The sequence below is a fragment of the Polaromonas sp. P1_E3 genome (assembly GCF_056405935.1).
In genome coordinates, this window is record NZ_JBFUBD010000831.1 from 1 (window position 1) to 585 (window position 585).

The 585-nt window shown below is 47.0% G+C and carries 2 protein-coding genes; both read right to left on the reverse strand.

Annotated features, from left to right (window positions below; genetic code table 11):
* Positions 1-229 (reverse strand): hypothetical protein (locus tag AC1D0Z_RS23800; RefSeq protein WP_477660573.1); only part of this gene is annotated, 229 nt, incomplete at its 3' end.
* A gap of 14 nt (positions 230-243) precedes the next feature.
* Positions 244-471, reverse strand: a complete 228-nt coding sequence (locus AC1D0Z_RS23805) for a hypothetical protein (RefSeq protein ID WP_477660574.1) — start codon at positions 469-471, stop codon at positions 244-246.
* Positions 472-585: the final 114 nt, after the last annotated feature.

Genomic DNA, 585 nt, shown 5'->3' on the forward strand with positions numbered 1-585 from the left:
CAGCGACATACATTCGAGATCCTGCCGCCAAGACGTATCGGTAGTAGTTATCTCTCATCTGATCCGTAGTGCTGATTAGCTGGAACACCATTACTGCATTCTTTTCGTCAATAGCGCAATCCCAATCAGGATTCCGCGTAAAGCTCGGAATCTCGGTTTCGTTCAGTTTGAGCAGAGAAAGATTCAACCGGCCAAACCAGGAATTGAAAAGTGGGTGAACAGCGAACATTGATGAAGGAGCTTTTAAGTTGTCTGCTTATGGCCGATATCGTTGCGAGTTTTACCTTGCTGACGTAACAACCTCAGTGCAGCATCCGCTAGTTCGTCATCGTCAATCATGTGAAGAAAGACTTGTCCGCTTGCATTCTCGTTCCCAACCAAACCGCTATTCAACGCGAAGAGTTCTGTCCACCGCAGACCGCAAGTCTCCTCGGTTGCGGTGATGATGTCTGATTCTTTTTTGTACTTCATGTTTGAAACTCCACGTCTGTTATTGGCCAATAGCAACGTTTTTCGCCCGAGCGATTCATCCGATGAGTAATTCGGAGGAGGGCAGCGTAATCAAGTCTAATAGCTAACCGTTGC